The sequence below is a fragment of the Nocardia sp. NPDC004604 genome, from assembly GCF_040609795.1.
Classification (GTDB): Bacteria; Actinomycetota; Actinomycetes; order Mycobacteriales; family Mycobacteriaceae; genus Nocardia.
On sequence record NZ_JBEXLC010000016.1, the window covers coordinates 18,499 to 35,384 of the forward strand.

Consider the following 16,886-nt stretch of genomic DNA (forward strand, 5'->3'; position numbering starts at 1 on the left):
AAACTGACTCGCAATCGCCTCTGATCCTTTCCTCAGATACGATTCCGATAACGAATGTGAGCGGAAAGAGGGAGCCGATGGCCGAGCCGGTAGCGCGCAACCGCATCGATCGCCGACGCGAGCGCACCCGCAACGCGCTGCTCGGTGCGGCACGAAAGTTCTTGTCGGAGGGGCGTTCCGCGGTGAGCATTCAGGAGATCACCGACGCCGCCGATGTGGGATTCGGCTCCTTCTACAACCACTTCAGCTCGAAAGACGAGTTGTTCGACGAGGCCGTGCGCTCGGTACTGCAGGTCTACAGCGAGATGCGCGACGATATCGTGGCGCTCTACGACGATCCGGCCGAGGTATTCGCGGTGAGCTTCCGGATGACCGGTCGCCTACAGCGCCAGATCCCCGAAGGCGTTCGGGTGATTCTGCATTCGGGTATGTCGGTGCTGCTGCATGACGAGGGCTTGGCCCCGCGGGCCCGCCGCGACATCATCGCCGCCCAGGAGGCGGGCCGGTTCGAGCCGATGGATCCGGATATGGCGATCATGGCCGCGGGTGGAGCGCTGCTGGGACTGCTACAACTGCTGGACGCCCGGCCCGAGGCCGACGCTGGCGCACTGACCGACGAGATGACCTGCCATGTGCTGCGCATGTTCGGCATGAACAAGCGCTCGGCGGAGAAGCTGACCACCAAACCGCTTCCGCCACAACCGCAGCTGTGACCATGCGGGCCGATTCGAAAGCGGCCCGCCATATCTACCGCAAGCACCCGAGATCAGCAGTCCCGCCTGCGGCTTCAGATCACCCGTGCAGCGCGGGCAGCGGGGCGACGGCGATCTGCCCGGCCTCCTCGCGCGGCACCCCCAGCGCACACAGGACCAGTTCGGCGGCAATGGTTCCCGCCTCGCGGCAGCCCTGGTGCCCCTCGAGCCCCATCCACATAGCGAAGGAGAGGTCATGAACGACAGAGCCGAGAGCGGCATGGCGGTCCGGCGCGAAGTGCTCGGCGACGCTCACGTCGATCGCGCCATTGCCAGGACCACCGAATTCAGCAGGCCGTTCCAGGACTACCTCACCGAGGCGGTGTGGGGTTCGATCTGGACCCGCGAGGGCCTGGACCGGCGCACCCGCAGCTGCGTCACCCTTGCGGTGCTCACCGCCCTCGGGCGGCACGAGGAGATTGCGATGCATGTCCGCGCCGCGATCACCAACGGTCTCACCGCCGCCGAGATCGCCGAGGTACTGCTGCACACCGGCGCCTACGCGGGCGTGCCGGCCGCCAATGCCGCATTCGCGATCGGGCAGCAGGTACTCGCCGAACTCGGGGACGACACCGCGCTGTAGCACGCTGTCGAGGAGGACGACGATGCCCGACCGGCGGTATCGACGACAGCCAGCGCGCGACCCATTACGTCCAGTCACTCGAACGCGGTAGCGATGACCCGCAGGCACTCGAACTCGTGGCGAAACTCGTCGCCACCGACCTCGACGCCTGATCGAGGCCGAGTACCAGCACCGCACAAGCAGAATGCCCGCGCTCCGGTGAGCGCGGGCATCTCGGCGATCAGCGGGGCTGTGCCGATCAGCCGACGTCGCGGCGCAGCCAGGTGATCTCCGCACCGGATTCGGTTCCGTAGCGGTAGATTTCGAGATCTTCGTCCCAGGCGGTACCGAGGGCGCGGTCGAGTTCGGTTGCCAAGTCGTAGCCGGTGTAGTTGCCGAGTTCGTTGTTGGCTTGCAGCATGGCACGCAGGCGCATTTCGCCGATGGTCACATCGCCGTTGGCCGAGGTGGAGCCGTGCCAGAGGCCGAGCGTCGGGACGAAGCTGTAGCGTTCGCCGTCCACACCGTCGCTGGGGTCCTCGGTGACCTCGAAGCGCAGCACATTCCAGGACCGCAAGGATTGGGCAATTCGCGATGCGGTACCCACCGGGCCGAACCAGTCGGTGGTCGCACGGAGCTGGCCGTCGGCGGGCTGGGCGGTCCAGCGCAGTTTCGCGGGTGCGCCCAGTGCCGAGGTGAGTGCCCATTCGATATGCGGGCACAGCGCGGCTGGCGATGAGTGGATATAGACCACACCCGCCGTCGCGTCCGCGAACTGACCCGATGCACGCACGACTGACACCTCCAGCTTCGACGAGGAACGTCTTCCCCAACGACCCGTCGAATCTGGCGTTGCCTGAGTGTACTGGAGTGTCCCGAGTTACACGTGTTACTTCGGAGGCGTGTCCGATCCGTTACTTCGGAACAGAGTTCCGAGCGAGGATCACCTCGGCGATCACCGCATCGGAGAAGACGGGCCAAGCCTCCCGTGCCCAGTCGCCGAAATTCTCGTCGCTCAAAGCGATACTCGCCACCCCTAATTCGGGATCGACCCACAGAAATGTTCCAGACTGCCCGAAATGGCCATAGGTACCTGCGGAATTCGCTCCGCCGGTCCAATGCGGGGATTTCCCGTCGCGAATCTCGAATCCCAGCCCCCAGTCGTTGGGACGCTGCGACCCGTAACCGGGCAGCACACCGTTGAGCCCGGGAAACTGGACCGAGGTGGCCGCGGCGTGCGTCGGCGCCGAAATCAGCTGGGGATTCAGCAGTTCCGCGGCGAAGCGGGCCAGATCTGCCGCGGTGGACCGGCCCGCATGCCCAGCCGAACCGGTCAACACCGAGGCTTTCATATCGAGTGGCTCGAATACCGCCTCCCGCAAGTATTCCGGGAAGGCGATACCTGTCTGCTCCGCGACGAAGGCCGCGAGCACTTCGAAACCCGCACTGGAGTAGATCCGTCGTGTGCCAGGGGCGGCGAGGATATCGGTGGTATCGAAGGCGATGCCGGAGGTGTGCGCCAGCAGATGCCGGACGGTAGCTCCGGGCGGACCCGCGGGCTGATCGAGTTCGATCGCCCCCTCCTCCACCGCGACCAGCACCGCGTAGGCGACCAGCGGCTTGGTCACCGAGGCGAGCGGGAAGACCCGCTCGACATCGCCCGCCATCCGCGCGCCGTCGCGGGTGACGATGCCCGCCGCCGCATGCCGAACCGGCCAATCCCTGATCTGCTCGAGTGCACCCACGAATCGAGCCTACGAGACGCCGGGACCGGGCGGCCTCGCACCTTCCTCGCAGTGAACTCGGTACCGCCGGTACCATCAACTGATCATGAGCACACATCCCACCGTCCATGGCGAGGTGGCGGCCGGATTCGGCCCTGTCGCCGATGCCTTCCGGCGCAACTTCACCCAGCACGGTGAAATCGGCGCCGCCGTGGCCGTTTACGCGGGCGACCGCCTCGTGGTGGATCTGTGGGCCGGCCACCGGGACCGACGCGCGACACTGTCGTGGGAGCGCGACACAATCGTTCCGGTCTTCTCCTCGACCAAGGGCATGGCCGCCTTCGTGGTCGCCCGCGCGGTATCGAAGGGGCTGCTGAACTACGAGGAGCCGGTCGCGAAGTACTGGCCGGAGTTCGCCGCGGCAGGCAAGGACGCGGTCACGGTGCGTCAGCTGATCGATCATCAGGCCGGACTGTCGGGCCTCGACAGCGTGGTGCGACTGCCGCAGATCGCCGATCTCGATGGTCTCGCAACGATTCTCGCGGCCCAGCGGCCCGCGTGGCGGCCGGGGACGCGACACGGCTATCACGCCATCACCCTCGGCCTGTACCAGGGCGAGTTGGTGCGGCGCGTGGATCCCGAACATCGCACGCTCGGGCGGATATTCGCCGAGGAGTTCGCCCAGCCGCTCGACCTGGATTTCTTCATCGGACTGCCCGCCGTGCAGAGCATGGACCGGATCGCCACCCTGTCCGCCACCGAGGGCATGGATATCCTGCGCTATGAGCGCGATATTCCGATGCGGATCGGTGCCGAGATCTTCGCCAAACGCGGACTTTCCCATGCGGCGCTGACCAATCCGCGCATCGGCGCGCCGGCGCGCGCGAGCCGGCGCGAACTCCTCGAAGTCGAGATGCCGGGTTCCAATGGTGTCGGCAATGCCCGGTCGCTGGCCAAGGTGTACGGCGCGGCGGCCGGTCGGACCGGCGCGCTCCCGATCGACGACAGCGTGCTCGATCAACTCGCCGCCCCGGCCGCCGACGATGTCCCCGCCGATGACCTGGTGCTGCACACCAAATCCCGTTACCACCTGGGCTTCCGCAAGTCCCGCGGCTCGTTCCGCTTCGGCTCGGACAAGCACGCCTATGGCACCACCGGCCTCGGCGGCTCCTTCGGATTCGCCGATCCGACAACCGGATTCGGCTTCGGCTACGCGATGAACCGCCTCGGCCTCGCCGTCCTCGACGACGTCCGCAGCCGCAACCTGCGCGAGGCGCTACTGCGCTGCGCCGCCTGACGCCGCGCTGGCGGCCGGGCTGCCGACTTCCGGGCGTTTCTAGAGGACCTGCCTCATTCGCGAGGGTAGGCACTTGGTTTGGCATGCAACTCGGCCGTGCGGTGGAGTGAGCGTCGCCGAGCAGCTTTGTCCGTCGCCCAACCGGAGGTCGAAGCCCCGCTCCCCTCGCGGGGAGCGGAGCGGGTGTCACAGTCGGCTGCCGTTGACTACCAGTGTCACGTCGATGTTGTCGCGCGTGGCGTTGGAGTAGGGGCAGACCTGATGGGCTGCGGTCACCAGTTCGACGGCCTGGTCTCCGGAGACCGACGGCAGCGAGATCTGTAGCTCGACACCGAGTTGGAAGCGGCCACCGTCGATCGGGATCAGCGAGACCGACGAGTCGATTTCCGCGTCATCGGCCTGGAGCTTGCTGCGCTGTCCGATCAGAGCGAGCGTCGTTCCGAAGCAGGCGGCGTATCCGATCGCGAAGAGTTGCTCAGGGTTGGCGCCCGCACCGTCCCCGCCTAGTTCCTTGGGTTGACGCAGGTCCAGATCCAGCTGTCCGTCGGACGTGCTTGCGTGGCCGTTCCTGCCTCCGGCCACGTGCGCCTGCGCTCGGTACAGAACCTTCATTATTCTGAACTCCCTTCATCGCTACTGCCAAATGAACTTCGCACTTCAAAAATAAGAAGTCAATAGCTAGGCTCGTGAACCTCACGACGACCAGGAGATGACATGGCGAGGCTGGCGATCGGCTACCTGCTACCGACCCGCGAACAGACCGATCTGGGCGAACACGAACCAGAACGGCTTGTCGTCCAGGCACGGCGGGCCGAGGTATCACAATGACCACATTCGTACTCGTCCACGGCGCCTGGCACGGCCCATGGGCATGGGAGCGGGTCGCCCCGCTGCTGCATGCCGCCGGCGCGCGCACTGTCATCCCAGACCTCAGCACGGTCGGCGACTGCGGGCTCCACGACCACGCCACCGCAGTCGCCGCCGCCCTCGACAGCACACCGGACGATGACGAGCTTGTGCTGGTCGGACACAGTTACGCGGGCCTGGTCGTGCGGGAGGCGGCAGACGCACGTCCCGATGCGGTCGGCCACATCATCCTGGTCGACGGATGGGCGGGGACAGACGGCGCCAGCATGGTCGATCTGGCCCCCGAACCCTTCGTTGCGTCCGTCTACGCGGCGACCGAGGCCCGCGGGGAAGGTTGGCGGATCCCGGCACCGCCCGCAGCGGCATTCGGCATCGTCGACGCCGACATTGCGGCATGGCTGGACGCGCGCCTGCTCCCACAGCCACTGCGCACGTTCATCGAACCCACTCGCCTGAGCGGGGCCGTCGACCGGATTCCCGGCACCGCCATCTATTGCAGACCGCAGACCTATTCCTTCGAACAGTTCGGCGAAGCCCTCGGCTACCGGACCCACGCGCTGGATGGCCCGCACGATGTAATGCTCACCCAGCCCGAACCGCTCGCCCGGATGCTCCTGGAAGCTTGCTCATTCAAAATCGGGAAGCGCGAAGCCTAGAATGATGAAGTGGATCAGCGAAGCTACAACCAGTACTGCGCGACCGCGCGCACCCTCGACCTCGTGGGCGAGCGCTGGACGCTGCTGTTGATCCGCGAGCTGCTGACCGGACCCAAACGGTTCGGCGACCTGCAGGCCAGCCTGCGCGGCCTCGGCACCGGCCTACTCGCAGCCCGCCTGAAACATCTGGAACACGAAGGACTCGCTCACAAGATCACCCTCCCGCCGCCTGCCCGCACGCCCGCCTACGCCCTCACCCGAGCAGGTGAGGAACTCGGCCCAGCGATCCTCGCGCTCGCCCGGTGGGGCCTGAAGTGGGCAATGGGCGAACCCCGTGCGACCGAGACGTTCCACCCGGGCTGGGCGGTGCTCGGCCTACGGGCCTGCTTCGACCCCGACGCCGCCGCCGGATTGCACGCCGTCTACGAGTTCCACATCGACGACGAGGTCTTCCACGCCCGCATCCACGACAAAACAATCGAGGCACTACACGGACCCGCCCAGCACCCCGACGCGACCATCACCATCAGCAGGGCCGCTTTTCTCCGCCTGACCGGCCAAGGCCTCACCTTCGCCGATGCGATCGAGATCGGCGACGCGTCAGCATCCGGAGACAGCACGGCTCTCCGCAGGCTGACGGGCCTGTTCCGGCTGCCACCCCCACACGACCGGAAGACCGACCAGACCTCGTCCTGATCACGCTCCGGAAATCCAGACCCCGCTCCCGTCAACGCAACCCGGCCAACCGCGCCCTCGAAATTTGCGGACAACCGGCGTCAGAGATCCACGCAAAGACACCGAGTAGATGCTGGGCCTTGGTGGCGTAGCGGATGGCGGCCGGTTCGGCCGAGCCCACCCGCAGCGCGGCGTAGCCGGACCCGGCAGCGCCCACCGACAACTGCGGCGCGTACCGGGCGGGAAAGGGGACGTTGAAATTCCGCTCGGCAAGCCGTTCCGTACGAGCCGATCACGCAGATCGCGACCAGGCTCGCCGAGCGGTGACCCGACGGTTTACCAGTCGGCCTCGGTGTACTTGATGATGCCGCGAATGTTCTTGCCGTCCAGCATGTCCTGGTAGCCCTGGTTGATCTGCTCCAGGGAGTACTGGCGGGTCACCATATCGTCGAGATTCAGCTGACCCGACTTGTACAGCGAAAGCAGGTGCGGGGCGTCCTGGCGGGCATTGCCGCCGCCGAAGATACAGCCCTTGACGGTCTTCTGCAGCATGGACAGCAGGAAGCTGTTCAGCTTGACGTCGCTCTCGTCCATGCGCCCCATGGAGGTGACGACCAGGGTGCCCGCCTTCGCGGTGAGGATCAGCCCCTCTTCGATGTACTCACCGTGCATCTCGCCCATGGTGAGAATGACCTTCTGCGCCATCCTGCCCTCGGTGGCCTCCAGCAGCGGCATGATCGCGGCGGCCATGCTCTCGTAGGTATGCGTCGCGCCGAACTTCTCCGCCTGCTCGCGCTTCCACGGGTTCGGGTCGATGGCGACCACCTTGGACGCGCCGGAGAGCACCGCGCCCTGCAGCGCGCTCATGCCGACACCGCCGATGCCCGCGATCACCACGGTCTCGCCCGGCTTGACGTCGGCGACGTGGGTGGAGGAGCCGAAGCCGGTGGGGACGCCGCAGCCGACAAGGCAGGCGACCTCGAACGGAATGCTCGGGTCGATCTTGACCACCGAGGTGTGGTGCACCGTCATATACGGCGCGAAGGTGCCCAGCAGGCACATCGGGATGACGTTCTCGCCACGCGCCTGGATACGGTAGGTGCCATCGCTGATGGCCTGGCCCATCAGCAGTCCGGCGCCCAGGTCGCACAGCGCCATATTGCCGCTCACACACGCCGGACAGCGTCCGCACGCGGGAATGAACGACAGGATCACGTGATCGCCGACCTGCAGATCGGCGGGGCAGTTCGGCCCGAGCTTGGTGATCACGCCCGCGCCCTCGTGGCCGCCCATGACGGGGAATGCCGGCATCGGTGTCGCACCGGTCACGATGTGGTGATCCGAGTGGCACATACCGGCGGTTTCCATCCGGATCTGGACCTCACCGGCTACTGGATCGCCGACCTCGATCTCCTCGACCGACCATTCCTGGTCGATCCCCCACAGGATCGCGCCTTTCGTCTTCATTCCTGTCGACCTCTCGCATGCACGGGCTTCTATGTGACTGCACCCACAGTACGAGAAAACTGTAACGCGTTCTAGTACCGGATCGGAAATTCGTCGACAGGGATTGGCGAGACCGTCGAACGGGTTCCAGTTCTACCCGATCCCGCCGCTGCTCAGTTCCGATATTGCCCGATTTCAGCCCCGCACGTCGTGCACATGGTGGATTACGTCGTGCACGAAGTAGGACGCCAGGGATTCGACGGTGAAGACCGAACCGTCACTGCGCCGCACCTGGTTGCCGAGGTCGGCGGCGGATACCGATGCGAAGGCGCGCGCGACCGCCTCGGCCGCGTCGGTCAACTCGGTGGCGACCCCGCTCGGATCCTGCTGGTCGTATCGATCCGCGATGGCCGTCACATCCTGGTCCCAGTTCGAGAACACCGGGATGCCGTCGGCGGTCTCGGCGGCATCGAGCCCCTTCGCATCGAAACCGGGGACCTGCGGATCCACCGCTTCGGTGCGCGCCGCAATGGCCGTGCGATAGGTGAAGATGCGGCAGACGTCGCGAACGTGGGCGGCGTATTCGAGCGCCGACCAGGTCGCATCGTCCGGGCGCGCGGTGGCGTCGGGTCGCATGAGGGTTGCCGATAGGCGGCCCGCATATTCGCGGGCCAACTCGGGCACGGCCGCATAGGTGATGGACTCCGGGTCGAATCCGCATTCGGGACAGCGCCGTTCGAGCACCCAGGTCCAGTTCTTCACATCGGGAACGATTGGCATGCGGCAACCTTAGGCTGGCTGGATATTTTCAGCGACATAAATCCAGCCAGTCATCGACAAGATTCCGACAGCGGACCTGAACCGGTCCGCTCAGTCCATCAGACGATGCGCTCGCTCGAACAGTTCCAGCGTGATGGCATGCAGAAAGTCACCGACCTGCTTGGGCGCCTTCCCCGCGAATGCGCGAGCATGCGTGCCCTCCAAGACAATTCCCAATTTGAAGCAGGCCAACACCGTGTACCAGGTGACATTGCCCAGGTCGCGGTCGGAGAACTTGCCGTAGTGCGCGATCATCTCCTCCGGTGTCGGCAGACCGCCGACGGCGCCGAGCTTGCCGATCAGCGCCGCGCCGGTGGTGCCGGGTTCCGGGCGGGTCGCGATCTGCCAGCCGAGGTCGAGGAGCGGGTCGCCGATGGTCGACATCTCCCAGTCCACCATCGCGGCCACTTCCGGACCGTCATAGGAGAACATCATGTTGGCCAGGTGACAGTCGCCGTGCAGGATGCCGGGGGTCCATTGCGCGGGGCGATTGCGATCCAGCCAATCCCCGACCTGCTGTAGGCCGGGAACCTCCGGACCCGGATACCCCGCGTTGGCCGAATACGACTCGAGTTCGCCGAGCCAGCGCGGCACCTGACGCTCCAGGAAGCCATCGGGTTTGCCGTAGTCGTTCAGGCCGAGCGTCTGGTAATCGAGTGCGCCGAGACGCGCGATGGCCTCCACCGCGGACAGGCCCATCTGCCGCCGGATCTCCGGATCGCCCGCATGCAGTTGCGGCAATTCGTTCTGCGGGTTGAATCCGGTAATGGGCTCCATCAGATAGAAGACCGCGCCGAGCACCGATTCGTCCGGGCAGGCCGCGATCACCTTCGGCGCGCGCACGCCGGTTCCGTCGAGCGCGCCGAGCAGTCTGGCCTCGCGGCGGATCACGTCATTGCTCTTGGCACGCAGATGCTTCGGGCCGCGGCGCAGCACATAGTCCCGACCGCCGCGGGCGAAGCGCAGCATGATGTTCTGCGTGCCACCGCCGAGTGCGGTCACATTCTCGAATTCGCCACCGGGCAGACCCTGCTGATCCATCCAGGTACCGACGATGGCGAAGTCGACGATGTCTCGATCCACATCCACCGGTTGCGCAATAGACATGTCCCACATTGTGCACCACGCCGTCCGTCGAACTGAAGGCAGATGACAACAGTTTGCCTCGACCGGGGCGGCGTAGGGTTCTGGACACGATGCGTACGCTCTTGATCGACAATTACGACTCGTTCACCTACAACCTGTATCAGCTGATCAGCGAGGTGAACGGGGAAGAGCCCACGGTCGTGCGCAATGACGAGGTCGGCGATATCGGACAGCTGCGGCTGGAGCGCTTCGACAATGTCGTCATCTCCCCCGGTCCGGGCCGCCCGGACGTCACGCGGGATATCGGCATATCGGCGGCGGTGATCCGGGAGACCGAACTGCCATTGCTCGGCGTCTGTCTCGGACATCAGGCGCTGGTCGTCGCGGAGGGCGGCATCGTGACCACCGCGCCCGCCGCACGACACGGATATCTCGATCACATCGAGCACGACGGCAATGACCTGTTCGCCGGGCTCCCCGAGGGTTTCACCGCGGTGCGCTACCACTCGCTGGCCGCCGAACGACCACTGCCGGACAGTCTCGAGATCACCGCCGTCGCGGCCGATGGCGTGATCATGGGTGTGCGGCATCGGAGCAGACCGCAGTGGGGGGTGCAGTTCCATCCCGAATCGATAGCCAGCGAGTACGGTGCGGCATTACTCGGCAACTTCGCGAAACTCACTGCGGGCCAGCGCATTCGGTCGAGCATTATCGCGCCGTTCGAACATGCCGAACCGCTGCAGGGCGGTAGACACGAGTACCGGGAATCGCGGCGCTCCTGGCAGCTGCGACATTCGGTGATCGAACGGGCGATCGATACCGAGGCCGCATTCGTTCGGCTATATGGCAACTCCCCCACCGCATTCTGGCTCGACAGCGAGCATGTCGAACCGGGGCTGGATCGGTTCTCCTTTCTCGGTGATGCGAGCGGGCCACTGGCGGAAGTGATCCGCTATCGGGTCGGCGAGAATATGGTGACGGTCGAATCCTCGGACGGAAATCGGCGGACCGTACCCGGCGGAATTCTCGACTATCTGGCCGGGCAGCTGCATCTGCGACATACCGAATTACCAGATCTCCCTTTTGATTTCGCGTGCGGGTATATCGGGTATCTGGGTTATGAGGTGAAGGCCGATTGCGGGGCGAATGCCGCGCATCGCGCTGCCACGCCGGATGCGCAGTGGATCTTCGCCGACCGGATCGTGGTGGTCGACCATGTCGCCGGGCGGACCCATCTGCTCGCGCTCACCGATCCGGTGCCGGAAGCCCTTCGGGCGGGCGCGGATTGGTTGCGCGATACCCGCGAGATCCTGGAATCCCTGCCGACGTGGGTGAATCCGCCGCCGCTCGAGGTGTTCTCCGATACCGCTGCCGTCGCACCGCTTTTCACCCGTGGACGGGAGCGGTATCTCGCCGATATCGCCATCTGTCAGGAGCGGCTGCACGCCGGCGAGTCCTACGAAATCACCATTACCGACAGCGCGTCCATGGTGGCGGCCGAAGCCGACGGCCTCGATTTCTATCGCACCCTGCGCCGCTGCAATCCCGCGCCGTACGCGGCGTATCTGCGATTCGACGATCTCGAAATCGCCTGCTCCTCACCGGAACGCTTCCTCAAGGTCGACCGTGCCCGCACGGTGGAGAGCAAACCGATCAAGGGCACCGCGCCGCGCGGCCGCACCCCCGCCGAGGACGAACGACTGCGTCGCGAACTGGCCGATAGCCCCAAGACCAGGGCCGAGAACCTGATGATCGTCGATCTGCTGCGCAATGACCTCGGCCGGGTCTGCCAGATCGGCAGTGTGCACGTGCCGAAATTGATGGCCACCGAGGCGTATACGACCATGCACCAATTGGTTTCCACCGTGCGCGGCACGCTGCGCCCGAATGTCGACGTCATCGATTGTCTGCGTGCGTGTTTTCCCGGCGGCTCGATGACCGGGGCACCGAAGCTGCGGACCATGGAGATCATCGACGAACTGGAGACCGAAGCGCGCGGAATCTATTCGGGCACTATCGGTTTCCTCGGGCTGGCGGGCACGGCCGACCTCAATATCGTCATCCGCACCGCCGTCCGCCATGACGGACACTGGCGCATCGGTGCTGGCGGCGCGATCGTCCTCGATTCGGATCCGGAGGACGAATACCACGAAACCCTCCTCAAAGCCGCCGCCACCTACCGCGCAACCACCCGCTGAGCAATCGCGCGGCCGCAGTCCGACGGGCCGTTCCCTCCGGCGGGACAGTCGGCGCCGAATCAGGGCCCCGGGAGCGCCTGCGGAGCGTGCGCCGGCAGTGGATCCGGATGCGGTGGCGGCGTTGTCGGCGCGGACGATTGCGTGGGTGCGGCGACGATGCTGGCTCGGGCGTCTCGAATCCGCATGCCCGCTCGGGCTTCGCGCCCGCTCCGGGCGTGCAGAATCCCCGAGAACGGTTCGGCGGCTACCTGCGGCGACGGCGTTTCGGGGGGTCGGGGGCGGGCGGTGGCTCGGCGGTTTTGCCGGTGAGGCGGCCGAGGAGGGAGATGCCGGGGAGCTTGGCGAGGGCGACCAAGACGACTTCGCCGAGGCCGATCATCGCCTCTAGGCGGGGCAGCAGTCGGTCGTAAGCGGCTAAGGCCGGGTCGGCCAGCGCCAGGGTGCGGTCGAGGCGATCGATGGTGGAATTGAGCCGGTCGATGGCGACCGAGAGGTTCTCGATCAGATCCGGCAATCGCACCACCAGCTGGGCCGAGGCCGGTGGCAGCCGCACCGCGGCGTCGAGGGCCTGACCGGCCGTCAGTTGCGCGGCATCCAACGCCTGCACCGCCGCCGACTGCGCAGCCTCCACCGCGGATTGCGCGGCGGCCAGAATGTCGCTGGGACTGGGCACCCGCCCACCCGGCACTTTCGGAACCGAACCCTTCCGACCCGCTCCCTTCGGGGTAGTCATACCCCCACTCTGCCGCACTCGAACCACCTCCGACCGCAAATCCCCAACCGACCGGTCTGTGTCGCCGCCCAGCCCACCACACACCGGCGGCCCGCCGATCCGCTCCCGATGCTCGGCCGCACCCAGACCGGGCCGCCGCCGCAGCGCGGTCGCCACCGGCCCACAGCACGCCCGGCTGATCCGCAGCGTGCAACCGACGCAACGCACCACCAGCCCGCAACGCACCACCAGCCCAACCCACCTCGGCACCCCAAGCCACCCGGCTGATCCGCAGCGTGCAACCGACGCAACGCACCACCAGCCCGCAACGCACCACCAGCCCAACCCACCTCGGCACCCCAAGCCGCCCGGCTGATCCGCAGGTGCGACCGGCCCACAGCACACGATGCGGCACGGCCCGAACGCGTCGCTGTCAGGTCCGTGTGCGACTGGTCCGAGCCTGTCGCTGCAGCACGGCAGTGGGCAGGTCGGGATGACGCAGCGCAGTGGGTGCCGTACGCGCTGGCCGGGCGCGATACTGCGGCTGGCGGACACACCCGCCGATATCCGTGGTGCGCCCGAGTCGTGTATTCGCTCGCATCGCCGAACCAAGGGATGGGCAGGTTCGGCGTGTCGGACCTTCGTGGCATAGTTCGAGCACGATGAAACTGAGCAAAGGGGCCAATGCGCCGGTACCGACTTCCCTTCTAGCCGTGGTCATTTCATGGCGGTCGGAGCATGCGGTGGATGCGCATGCGCTGTTGCTGGCGGAGGCGGGGGCGGTGCGCACCGATCGGGATCTGGTGTTCTTCAATGCGCCCCGGCATATGTCGCAGGCGGTGACGCTCGATCAGGAACCCGCGCCTGGTACCGCGCGACTGAGCATCTCACTACCGCGCACCGAACCGGAGGTGGCCCGGATCGTCGTCGCGGGATCGGTCGACGACGGAACCTTCGGCGATATCGCGGATTTGACCCTCACCATCGAAGCCGCCGACGGGCCGATCGCCCAGTTCGATATCACCGATACCGATGCGGTGGCCGCGATGATGTTCGGCGAGTTCTACCGCCGCGACGGCCAGTGGCGCTTTCGCGCGATCGGGCAGGGCTGGGCCAGCGGACTCTCCGGACTCGTCACCGAATTCGGGGTCACCGTCGACGATCCCGCAGCGCCGACACCCGACCGACCGCGCCCGGCCCCGACGGCCCTTCCACAACACCGATCATCCACCTCCCCAGCGCGACAACGTGTTTCCGTGGGCGGACCGACCGATGCCACTCCCCCTCGGCAGCTCCACCACTCCGCGCCCTCGGACCAGGACGACCAGCTCGGCCGAAGCAGAGCAGTCGACCTCGATCGCCGACGCCACGGGATCGATCCGCCGCCGCCACCACCGCCGAATCCCGAACGTGCGGACTGGCATTCCGATCCCGAGCACCCCTCCCGTGTGCGTTGGTGGGACGGAGCCGAATGGACGAGCGCCATCCGTGCACGGCCGCAACCCGGCCCACGCGACTGTGCACGGTGCGGAAATCCCCGACGACGCAAGCTGTTCGGCGGACTCGCGCCGTGTGAACGCTGCGAGAGTGAAATCGAGGAGTTTCTGACGCACTGGCACACCCAGGCTTGGCGGGTGCTCACCGCATTCGGGCCGCGTGGCGCGGAATGGGCGGAGCTGTGGGCGTCGCTGCGGTATCAGCGGATCGACGAGGGGCTGGGACGGGCGGCTCTGCGGGATGTCGCGCTCACCTATGTGGAGCGACTTGTCGCCTTCGCATTCGCGGATGGGGAGATCGAGCAGGCCGAATACGAGGCATTCGAATACGCGATCGAGGAACTGGCGCTCAGCGGACCGCTGGTCGAGGATCTGCGCAGGCGAATGTATCGCGGCCACACCCTGTCCAGGTTGCGCGGCGGAGATCTACCGGTGGTCCGGACCCCCGGCCTGCACCTGGATCCGGAGGAGCGGGTGCACTTGGATCTGCCCGCGGTACACGTGCGCCAGCTCGCCAGGGGGCCGAAGCTCACCGACGGCAGGCTGATCGCCAGCAATAAGAAGCTGCGCTTCGTCGGCACCGACACCGGTACCGAATTGCCGTGGAACCGGGTGGTTTCGGTGCGGGTCGAACAGCGCACGGTGGTCATCGCGGCGACCTCGGCGCGCGGCGGCGCCACCTTCGATGTCGACGATCCGGACTACGTCGCGGCCGCCCTGGAGGGCGCGCTGCGGGTCGCCAAACGCCTGATCCTCACCCCGGGCCAGCGCGACACCCGCAGCATCCCCCAGGAGGTCAAGGCCGAAGTGTGGCAGCGCGACGGCGGCAAATGCGTCGAATGCGGCGACGGCCACTATCTCGAATTCGACCACATCATCCCGCTCAGCCGCGGCGGCGCGACCAGCGCGACCAATCTGCAGATCCTCTGCCGCGCCTGTAACCGCGCCAAAGGCGCGCGAATCTGACCGCCCACCCCGGCTCCGATACCGCACACATCCGCGCACCGGAACACCGGTGTGGCGAATCAGGCATATGCGATGAAGCACGTTGAGCTCGCGTACCGTGTCGCCGTAGCGTGCGACTTACCGAACAGGGCCGTTTGGAGGGAGTGGATCATGCGGGTTGCGGTAGTCGGCGGAACCGGGGTGCTGGGAACCGCGGTGGTACGGGAGCTGGGCGCGCGCGGACATGAGGTTCGGGTGGTGAGCCGGACCGCTCCGGCGACTGGCGTGACTGAGCATCGAGCCGCCGATCTCGCCACCGGATCCGGACTGGAATCCGCATTGAACGGTTGCGATACCGTGGTCGACGCGGTGAGTGCCCGCCGCCGGACCCGATCGGTCATGGTGGACGGAGTGCGTCGGCTACTCGAGGCCGAGCGGCAGGCGGGCATCGGCCACCACGTCGAAATCTCCATTGTCGGCTGCGATCAGGTGCCCATCGCCTACTACCAGGCGAAGGTGGCCCAGGAACAGGTGATCACCACGGGCGAGGTTCCGTGGACGCTGTTGCGCGCCACCCAATTCCACGAACTCGTCACCGAAATCCTCGCACTGCCAGCGCGATGGCGGATCGCTCCGCACACGACGGCGAAGGTGCAGCCGATCGATGTGAGTGCCGTCGCGACCCGGCTGGCCGATGCGGTGGACAACGGACCGGCCGGACGCATTCCCGATATCGCCGGGCCGTCCGTGCACACCATTACCGAGCTGGCGGATATCTACCGAAACCACAGCGGCCGCAAGCTGTTACCGCTGCCGGTGCCCATCCCGGGCCGCATCGGGCGGGCGCTGCGGTCCGGCGCCCTCTGCCTGGACGAGCGCGGCGAGGCGATCGGCATCGGCTACGCCGACTGGCTGTCCCGGCTCACTCACTGATCAATCCGGCGGTCCGCCCCAGATCCGCCAGCATCGCATCGAACAGAATCTCCGGATTCGACAGCGGAATCGGATAATTCCCGAAGACCTCCAGGGTGACGTGCCCATAGAGCCGGGCCCAGATCTGGATCATCAGATATGTCACGCCGAGATCGAGTTTTTCGGCGGGAAATTTCTGCCCGGACTCCGAAAGCGCTGCCAGCAGCTCGGTTTGGAACAGCACCAGATCATCGCGCAGCTCCGCCGGAATCACATCGGTCGGCGGCGTCACGACATCGTAGGTGGCCAGCAGCCGACCGGTGGCGGCCAGGAAGATCCGCCCGAACGGTTCGTTGAACCGCCGCAGCATGCGTGCCCGGCCCGCGCCGGGCGAGGCGAATACCAGGGTGAATTCCCTGGTGTGCGCCAGCGCCCAGCGCCGGAAACCCTTGCAGATGGCGAAGAACTGCACCGCACCGTCATCGGGCAGGGTCGCGATCTGCTCGGACAGCTCGGCCGCGAGGTCGGCACAGAACTCCAGGCGCAGGCTCTCCAGCAGGTCCTCGCGAGAGTTGTAGTGCCGGTACAGCGCGGGCGCGGTAATGCCGAGCTCGCGCGCGATGGCCCGCAGCGTGACCGCATCGGGACCATGGTCGACCAGCAGTGCGCGGGCCACCCGACGGATATCCGCATCCGATACCACCGGCGCCCGCCCCCGCGGCTTCGAGCTGTTCATCAG

General features: G+C 66.5%; 17 protein-coding genes. 8 read left to right on the forward strand and 9 right to left on the reverse strand.

The window, feature by feature from the left end:
- The first annotated feature begins 77 nt into the window (after positions 1 to 77).
- A complete protein-coding gene (locus ABZW16_RS08555) occupies positions 78 to 713 on the forward strand; it encodes a helix-turn-helix domain-containing protein (protein WP_354953642.1) in 636 nt (211 codons plus the stop codon).
- Positions 714 to 792: 79 nt separating this feature from the next.
- On the opposite strand, the gene ABZW16_RS08560 is transcribed toward ABZW16_RS08555, so the two are convergent.
- A complete protein-coding gene (locus ABZW16_RS08560; RefSeq protein ID WP_354953644.1) occupies positions 793 to 927 on the reverse strand; it encodes a hypothetical protein in 135 nt (44 codons plus the stop codon).
- Positions 928 to 948: 21 nt separating this feature from the next.
- Here ABZW16_RS08560 and pcaC point away from each other — a divergent pair, with 21 nt between their 5' ends.
- Positions 949 to 1,335 (forward strand): 4-carboxymuconolactone decarboxylase, encoded by a 387-nt coding sequence (gene pcaC, locus ABZW16_RS08565; protein ID WP_354953646.1) that lies wholly within the window; start codon positions 949 to 951, stop codon positions 1,333 to 1,335.
- 238 nt (positions 1,336 to 1,573) lie between these two features.
- Here the strand turns inward: pcaC and ABZW16_RS08570 are convergent, their stop codons facing one another.
- Both ABZW16_RS08570 and ABZW16_RS08575 read right to left on the reverse strand, forming a co-directional pair.
- The gene (locus ABZW16_RS08570; RefSeq protein WP_354953648.1) at positions 1,574 to 2,107 is read right to left on the reverse strand and encodes a DUF3145 domain-containing protein; all 534 of its coding nucleotides are present in this window, start codon (positions 2,105 to 2,107) and stop codon (positions 1,574 to 1,576) included.
- A 121-nt stretch (positions 2,108 to 2,228) separates the two neighbouring features.
- Entirely contained in the window at positions 2,229 to 3,059 is an 831-nt protein-coding gene (locus ABZW16_RS08575) for a serine hydrolase domain-containing protein (protein WP_354953650.1), read from the reverse strand.
- An 85-nt stretch (positions 3,060 to 3,144) separates the two neighbouring features.
- Here ABZW16_RS08575 and ABZW16_RS08580 point away from each other — a divergent pair, with 85 nt between their 5' ends.
- On the forward strand, positions 3,145 to 4,335 hold the full coding sequence (locus ABZW16_RS08580) for a serine hydrolase domain-containing protein (RefSeq protein WP_354953652.1): 1,191 nt from the start codon (positions 3,145 to 3,147) through the stop codon (positions 4,333 to 4,335).
- A gap of 186 nt (positions 4,336 to 4,521) precedes the next feature.
- On the opposite strand, the gene ABZW16_RS08585 is transcribed toward ABZW16_RS08580, so the two are convergent.
- Entirely contained in the window at positions 4,522 to 4,947 is a 426-nt protein-coding gene (locus ABZW16_RS08585; RefSeq protein ID WP_354953654.1) for an organic hydroperoxide resistance protein, read from the reverse strand.
- A 212-nt stretch (positions 4,948 to 5,159) separates the two neighbouring features.
- On the opposite strand from ABZW16_RS08585, the gene ABZW16_RS08590 reads away from it, so the two are divergent.
- Positions 5,160 to 5,858 carry an alpha/beta fold hydrolase gene (locus tag ABZW16_RS08590; protein WP_354953656.1) on the forward strand — a complete coding sequence of 233 codons (699 nt, stop codon included), beginning with the start codon at positions 5,160 to 5,162 and terminating at the stop codon, positions 5,856 to 5,858.
- Between the two features lie 9 nt (positions 5,859 to 5,867).
- The gene (locus tag ABZW16_RS08595) at positions 5,868 to 6,554 is read left to right on the forward strand and encodes a winged helix-turn-helix transcriptional regulator (protein ID WP_354953658.1); all 687 of its coding nucleotides are present in this window, start codon (positions 5,868 to 5,870) and stop codon (positions 6,552 to 6,554) included.
- Positions 6,555 to 6,869: 315 nt separating this feature from the next.
- On the opposite strand, the gene ABZW16_RS08600 is transcribed toward ABZW16_RS08595, so the two are convergent.
- From ABZW16_RS08600 to ABZW16_RS08610, 3 genes are all read right to left on the reverse strand, one after another.
- Entirely contained in the window at positions 6,870 to 8,000 is a 1,131-nt protein-coding gene (locus ABZW16_RS08600; RefSeq protein WP_354953660.1) for an NDMA-dependent alcohol dehydrogenase, read from the reverse strand.
- 174 nt (positions 8,001 to 8,174) lie between these two features.
- The gene (locus ABZW16_RS08605) at positions 8,175 to 8,759 is read right to left on the reverse strand and encodes a DinB family protein (protein ID WP_354953661.1); all 585 of its coding nucleotides are present in this window, start codon (positions 8,757 to 8,759) and stop codon (positions 8,175 to 8,177) included.
- 90 nt (positions 8,760 to 8,849) lie between these two features.
- Positions 8,850 to 9,914, reverse strand: a complete 1,065-nt coding sequence (locus tag ABZW16_RS08610) for a phosphotransferase family protein (RefSeq protein ID WP_354953663.1) — start codon at positions 9,912 to 9,914, stop codon at positions 8,850 to 8,852.
- Between the two features lie 80 nt (positions 9,915 to 9,994).
- Here ABZW16_RS08610 and pabB point away from each other — a divergent pair, with 80 nt between their 5' ends.
- Positions 9,995 to 12,082, forward strand: coding sequence for an aminodeoxychorismate synthase component I (gene pabB, locus ABZW16_RS08615; protein ID WP_354953665.1), 2,088 nt, complete (start codon positions 9,995 to 9,997; stop codon positions 12,080 to 12,082).
- 244 nt (positions 12,083 to 12,326) lie between these two features.
- Here the strand turns inward: pabB and ABZW16_RS08620 are convergent, their stop codons facing one another.
- The gene (locus ABZW16_RS08620; protein ID WP_354953667.1) at positions 12,327 to 12,815 is read right to left on the reverse strand and encodes a hypothetical protein; all 489 of its coding nucleotides are present in this window, start codon (positions 12,813 to 12,815) and stop codon (positions 12,327 to 12,329) included.
- A gap of 641 nt (positions 12,816 to 13,456) precedes the next feature.
- On the opposite strand from ABZW16_RS08620, the gene ABZW16_RS08625 reads away from it, so the two are divergent.
- Together ABZW16_RS08625 and ABZW16_RS08630 are read left to right on the forward strand one after the other, a co-directional pair.
- Positions 13,457 to 15,256 (forward strand): TerD family protein, encoded by a 1,800-nt coding sequence (locus ABZW16_RS08625; protein ID WP_354953669.1) that lies wholly within the window; start codon positions 13,457 to 13,459, stop codon positions 15,254 to 15,256.
- Between the two features lie 150 nt (positions 15,257 to 15,406).
- Complete coding sequence (locus ABZW16_RS08630; RefSeq protein ID WP_354953671.1) at positions 15,407 to 16,168, forward strand: NAD(P)H-binding protein; 762 nt, start codon at positions 15,407 to 15,409, stop codon at positions 16,166 to 16,168.
- Here ABZW16_RS08630 and ABZW16_RS08635 read toward each other — a convergent pair.
- Positions 16,158 to 16,883 carry a TetR/AcrR family transcriptional regulator gene (locus tag ABZW16_RS08635; protein WP_354953673.1) on the reverse strand — a complete coding sequence of 242 codons (726 nt, stop codon included), beginning with the start codon at positions 16,881 to 16,883 and terminating at the stop codon, positions 16,158 to 16,160. The genes ABZW16_RS08630 and ABZW16_RS08635 overlap by 11 nt on opposite strands.
- Positions 16,884 to 16,886 lie beyond the last annotated feature (3 nt).

What these genes read in the sequence shown, in the direction of transcription:
- ABZW16_RS08620 (WP_354953667.1), bottom strand. Translation starts at nt 12,815, where the DNA reads ATGACTACCCCGAAGGGAGCGGGTCGGAAGGGTTCGGTTCCGAAAGTG.
- ABZW16_RS08605 (WP_354953661.1), bottom strand. Translation starts at nt 8,759, where the DNA reads ATGCCAATCGTTCCCGATGTGAAGAACTGGACCTGGGTGCTCGAACGG.
- ABZW16_RS08635 (WP_354953673.1), bottom strand. Translation starts at nt 16,883, where the DNA reads ATGAACAGCTCGAAGCCGCGGGGGCGGGCGCCGGTGGTATCGGATGCG.
- ABZW16_RS08590 (WP_354953656.1), top strand. Translation starts at nt 5,160, where the DNA reads ATGACCACATTCGTACTCGTCCACGGCGCCTGGCACGGCCCATGGGCA.
- ABZW16_RS08630 (WP_354953671.1), top strand. Translation starts at nt 15,407, where the DNA reads ATGCGGGTTGCGGTAGTCGGCGGAACCGGGGTGCTGGGAACCGCGGTG.
- ABZW16_RS08585 (WP_354953654.1), bottom strand. Translation starts at nt 4,947, where the DNA reads ATGAAGGTTCTGTACCGAGCGCAGGCGCACGTGGCCGGAGGCAGGAAC.
- ABZW16_RS08555 (WP_354953642.1), top strand. Translation starts at nt 78, where the DNA reads ATGGCCGAGCCGGTAGCGCGCAACCGCATCGATCGCCGACGCGAGCGC.
- ABZW16_RS08560 (WP_354953644.1), bottom strand. Translation starts at nt 927, where the DNA reads ATGGGGCTCGAGGGGCACCAGGGCTGCCGCGAGGCGGGAACCATTGCC.
- ABZW16_RS08600 (WP_354953660.1), bottom strand. Translation starts at nt 8,000, where the DNA reads ATGAAGACGAAAGGCGCGATCCTGTGGGGGATCGACCAGGAATGGTCG.
- ABZW16_RS08580 (WP_354953652.1), top strand. Translation starts at nt 3,145, where the DNA reads ATGAGCACACATCCCACCGTCCATGGCGAGGTGGCGGCCGGATTCGGC.
- pabB (WP_354953665.1), top strand. Translation starts at nt 9,995, where the DNA reads ATGCGTACGCTCTTGATCGACAATTACGACTCGTTCACCTACAACCTG.
- ABZW16_RS08625 (WP_354953669.1), top strand. Translation starts at nt 13,457, where the DNA reads ATGAAACTGAGCAAAGGGGCCAATGCGCCGGTACCGACTTCCCTTCTA.
- pcaC (WP_354953646.1), top strand. Translation starts at nt 949, where the DNA reads ATGAACGACAGAGCCGAGAGCGGCATGGCGGTCCGGCGCGAAGTGCTC.
- ABZW16_RS08610 (WP_354953663.1), bottom strand. Translation starts at nt 9,914, where the DNA reads ATGTGGGACATGTCTATTGCGCAACCGGTGGATGTGGATCGAGACATC.